The organism is Streptomyces sp. NPDC104814, from assembly GCF_055583185.1.
Map to the genome: position 1 here is coordinate 1 of NZ_JBVJOL010000022.1, position 4,188 is coordinate 4,188.

Consider the following 4,188-nt stretch of genomic DNA (forward strand, 5'->3'; position numbering starts at 1 on the left):
GACGTCGGCTTCGAAGAACTCGGCGGCGCCCGCACCCACAACAGCGCCTCCGGCGTCGCCCACCACATGGCCGGCGACGAAAAAGACGCCATCGAGTACGTCAAGCAGCTGCTGTCCTACCTGCCCTCCAACAACCTCTCCGAGCCCCCCGCCTTCCCCGAGGAAGCCGACCTGACGCTCACCGGCGAGGACGAGGAACTGGACACCCTGGTCCCGGACTCCGCGAACCAGCCCTACGACATGCACACCGTCATCGAACACGTCCTGGACGACGCCGAGTTCTTCGAGACCCAGGCCCTGTTCGCCCCGAACATCCTCACCGGCTTCGGCCGCGTCGAAGGCCACCCCGTCGGCATCGTCGCCAACCAGCCGATGCAGTTCGCCGGCTGCCTCGACATCGCCGCCTCCGAGAAGGCCGCCCGCTTCGTACGCACCTGCGACGCCTTCAACCTGCCCGTGATCACCTTCGTCGACGTCCCCGGCTTCCTGCCCGGCGTCGACCAGGAACACGACGGCATCATCCGCCGCGGCGCCAAACTCATCTACGCCTACGCCGAAGCCACCGTCCCCCTGATCACCGTCATCACCCGCAAGGCCTTCGGCGGCGCCTACGACGTCATGGGCTCCAAACACCTCGGCGCCGACCTCAACCTCGCCTGGCCCACCGCCCAGATCGCCGTCATGGGCGCCCAGGGCGCCGTCAACATCCTCCACCGCCGCACCCTCGCCGAAGCCGAAACATCCGGCCAGGACCTGGAAGCGGTACGCGCCCGCCTCATCCGCGAATACGAGGACGCCCTCCTCAACCCCTACATCGCCGCCGAACGCGGCTACATCGACGCCGTGATCAAACCCTCCGACACCCGCCGCCACATCGTCCGCGGCCTGCGTCAACTGCGCACCAAACGGGAAACCCTGCCCCCGAAGAAGCACGGCAACATCCCCCTGTAAAGGAGCAGCTGTGATCAAGGTCGTCCGGGGCAACCCCACCCCCGAGGAGCTGGCCGCCGCACTGGCGGTGGTCCGCGCCCGCGCCGCGGCGGCGGCCGCCACGCCGCCCGGCGCGCCTTCGCCGCGTGACTCCTGGGCCGACCCGGCCCGCCTCGCCGGCCGGCGCGTCCCCCAGCCCGGCCCCACGTCGTGGTCGCGCACCTACTGGCCCGCCTGACCCTCCGTCTCACAGCACGTCCGCGACGGCTTCGGCCATCACCACGTATCCCGCGTCGTTCGGGTGCAGGTGATCGCCGAAGTCGTACGCCGGGTGCAGCCGGTCTCCGTCACGGGGGTCGGCCAGGGCGCGGTGCAGGTCGGCCACCGCGTCGTACGCGCCCGAGGTGCGGATCCATTCGTTCAGCTCGTGGCTCGTCTTGGCCGCGCGCTCGCCCCAGTGGTCCGAGCCGGCGAAGGGCAGCAGGGTCGCGCCGATCACCCGCCGCAGGCCGCCCTCGCGGGCCTCATGGATCAGCCGGCGGTGCCCCTCGATCAGTTCGGCGGCCGGGACGACGGGCGCCGGCTTGTAGGTGGGCTGCTCGTCGGTCTCGCTGAAGCCGATGTCGTTCAGGCCGAGCAGGACGACGAGCGTGTCCACACCGGGGTGGTCCAGGACGTCCCTGGTCAGGCGGTGGAGGGCTCGCTCGCCGTACCAGGCGGAGTCGTTGAGCAGCAGGTTGCCGCCGATTCCGGCGTTCAGGACGGGCCGTCCGGTGCGCGCGGCGAGCGCGTCCGGCCAGCGGCGGTCGGTGCCGGGTGTGGAGCCGAAGCCGTCGGTGATGGAGTCGCCGAGCAGGGCGATGCCGTCGGTGCGGCCGGCGTCGGTCTCGACGGCGGACAGCACGTACCAGGACTCGGTGGCCTCGGGGAACGCGGAGCCCTCAACCGCCGTGAGCAGGTCACCGGGACCCCGGTGGCTGCGGGTGAAGGCCTGTGCGTGGAAGGTCGCCGGGCCGGTCGCCGTATCGAAGTGGAGGGTGACCGTCAGCGACTCTCCCGCGGCGAGGGCCAGCTCGGCCGGATCGCTGACCGCCTGACCGCGCGCCGGGATCTCCACGGCGGACGCCCCGCCGAAGGTGAGCCGCCGCAGCGACCCGGGCTCGACCGACGCGCCCTGGGCCGCGCGGGCCACGGTCGCGCCCGCGATGCGCAGCGGGGAGGTGCCGTAGGTGTGCGAGAGCCGGACGCGGACCCGGCCGCCGCCCGCGCTCAGCCGGACGACCTGGCGCAGCGACTGGCGCCAGAAGCCCTCGCGCGACCAGTTCGGGGTGAAGCCCTCGGTGGGCTGCTGGGGTGACGCGGTCCAGGCAGCAGTGAACATGACGCCTCCAAACGGAACTGAAGTCCCTTTTACAAATGGGACTGTAGCACCGTTAGGAGAAGATGAGTATGCGTACTCAGGCGACCTGCGAGGACGCCGCCGGACGATGGAAGGCATGCTGTGGTCCGACCCCGAGAACGAGCCGCCGGAAGAACTGCGGGAGATGCAGGAGAAACTGCGGCGGCTCGGCGTTCTCATGGCGCTGGCCATGGTGCTCGCGATGATCGTGATCGGGGTGAGGTGAGCGCGCACGGGTGACGACACCGTGACGACACCAGTGGCGCCGGTGACGACACCGGTGGCCACAGCCGTGGCACGCCCGCGGCTACGCTGACCGCATGACAGATCAGCCGCGCCGCCGACTCGTGCTCGCCTCCCAGTCACCCGCCCGGCTCGGACTGCTCCGGCAGGCCGGACTCGATCCCGAGGTGATCGTCAGCGGCGTCGACGAGGACGCCGTGACCGCCCCGACCCCCGCCGAACTGGCCCTGGCCCTCGCCGAGGCCAAGGCGTCCGTCGTCGCCGCGAAGCCCGAGGTCCAGGGCGCGCTGGTGATCGGCTGCGACTCGGTCCTGGAGCTGGACGGCCGGGCCCTGGGCAAGCCCGCGGACGCCGAGGAGGCCACGGCCCGCTGGAAGGCGATGCGCGGGCGCGCCGGGATCCTCCAGACGGGCCACTGCGTCTGGGACACACAGGCGAAGCGGTACGTCTCCGCCACCGCCTCCACCGTCGTCCGCTTCGGCGAGCCGACGGACGACGAGATCGCCGCGTACGTCGCCTCCGGCGAGCCGCTCTACGTCGCCGGCGCCTTCACCCTGGACGGGCGCTCGGCGCCGTTCATCGACGGCATCGAGGGCGACCACGGCAACGTCATCGGCATCAGCCTGCCGTTGGTGCGCCGCCTGCTGGCGGAACTGGGCGTCGGCATCACGGAGTTGTGGGCGTCGCCGGAGGAGTGACGGGCGTGCCGTCACCCGGGTCGTCACCGGCCCCCTCCGCGGGGGCCGGCTCGGCGTCGTAGGTGACGAGGAGCAGCACGATCAGGGCGAGCATGACGATCATGAAGGCGAACGCGCCGAAGCCGACCAGTCCCCAGACGAACGCGCCCAGCATCCCGTGCACCACGGCGGCGCTGATCAGCACGATGCGGCCGAATCCGGCGGGCGCCCGGTTGCGTACGGCGACGAGCAGGGCGACCACCCCGCACAGCAGGAAGTAGAGCCCGAAGGCGACGCCGCCGATCTTCGAGGACGTCGCCATCACATCCGGGTCCAGGCCGGCCAGGGACATGTGCTGTCTGTCGACGACATGGCCGAGGAACCAGTTGAACCCGGCCACCCCGAATGCCTCGAAGAAGAGCACGAGCGCCACCACCCATGCCACCGGCCTGCGCACCACGGTCGCCCACCCACCTTCGAGCGCGGCTCGATCCGGCCACGCCACCGTTACCCCGAGTACGTGCGATACAGCGCGAACGCTACTAACCGGTAAACCCGGGGACAAGGGTCCTGCGCATGCCAAGGAACCATTGGGCCATTCGTAGGGACTCGACAAAGAATCGGAGTGTTGCGCGGCACGCTCTCACAGAGACCTTGACCACAGATGAGGGCTAGGGTTTCCCGGAGGAGTCCTGCGTATAGCGGTGGGACAAGGGATTTCGCGGGTCGAGCGAGCCTCGAATCACGCTCCGTGTGGGCAAGCTCACCATTGGGGACGGGTCGAAGTGTCGTGTCGGCAGTCCCTAAACTCGGCTTGTTTCAAGGAGGGAGCCTCAATCGTGCGCAAGGTGCTCATCGCCAACCGTGGCGAAATCGCTGTCCGCGTGGCCCGGGCGTGCCGGGACGCGGGGATCGCGAGCGTGGCCGTCTACGCCGACC

7 protein-coding genes are annotated in these 4,188 nt (G+C 70.4%); 5 read left to right on the top strand and 2 right to left on the bottom strand.

From position 1 onward, the window contains the following. Positions 1 to 951: acyl-CoA carboxylase subunit beta (locus tag ACZ64A_RS36785; RefSeq protein ID WP_469816395.1), on the top strand; the 951-nt coding region annotated here is incomplete at its 5' end. A gap of 10 nt (positions 952 to 961) precedes the next feature. After that, on the top strand, positions 962 to 1,168 hold the full coding sequence (locus ACZ64A_RS36790; protein ID WP_469816397.1) for an acyl-CoA carboxylase epsilon subunit: 207 nt from the start codon (positions 962 to 964) through the stop codon (positions 1,166 to 1,168). A gap of 9 nt (positions 1,169 to 1,177) precedes the next feature. Here the strand turns inward: ACZ64A_RS36790 and ACZ64A_RS36795 are convergent, their stop codons facing one another. Continuing rightward, positions 1,178 to 2,311 carry an SGNH/GDSL hydrolase family protein gene (locus ACZ64A_RS36795; protein WP_469816399.1) on the bottom strand — a complete coding sequence of 378 codons (1,134 nt, stop codon included), beginning with the start codon at positions 2,309 to 2,311 and terminating at the stop codon, positions 1,178 to 1,180. 115 nt (positions 2,312 to 2,426) lie between these two features. Between ACZ64A_RS36795 and mmpB the strand changes: the two genes are divergently transcribed. Together mmpB and ACZ64A_RS36805 are read left to right on the top strand one after the other, a co-directional pair. Continuing rightward, a complete protein-coding gene (mmpB, locus tag ACZ64A_RS36800) occupies positions 2,427 to 2,555 on the top strand; it encodes a morphogenic membrane protein MmpB (protein ID WP_361639406.1) in 129 nt (42 codons plus the stop codon). Between the two features lie 94 nt (positions 2,556 to 2,649). Next, positions 2,650 to 3,270 carry a Maf family protein gene (locus ACZ64A_RS36805; RefSeq protein ID WP_469816401.1) on the top strand — a complete coding sequence of 207 codons (621 nt, stop codon included), beginning with the start codon at positions 2,650 to 2,652 and terminating at the stop codon, positions 3,268 to 3,270. Here ACZ64A_RS36805 and ACZ64A_RS36810 read toward each other — a convergent pair. Continuing rightward, entirely contained in the window at positions 3,239 to 3,709 is a 471-nt protein-coding gene (locus ACZ64A_RS36810; RefSeq protein WP_469816402.1) for a hypothetical protein, read from the bottom strand. The genes ACZ64A_RS36805 and ACZ64A_RS36810 overlap by 32 nt on opposite strands. A 379-nt stretch (positions 3,710 to 4,088) precedes the next feature. Between ACZ64A_RS36810 and ACZ64A_RS36815 the strand changes: the two genes are divergently transcribed. Next, a partial coding sequence (locus ACZ64A_RS36815) for a biotin carboxylase N-terminal domain-containing protein (protein WP_157847070.1) occupies positions 4,089 to 4,188 on the top strand: 100 nt, incomplete at its 3' end.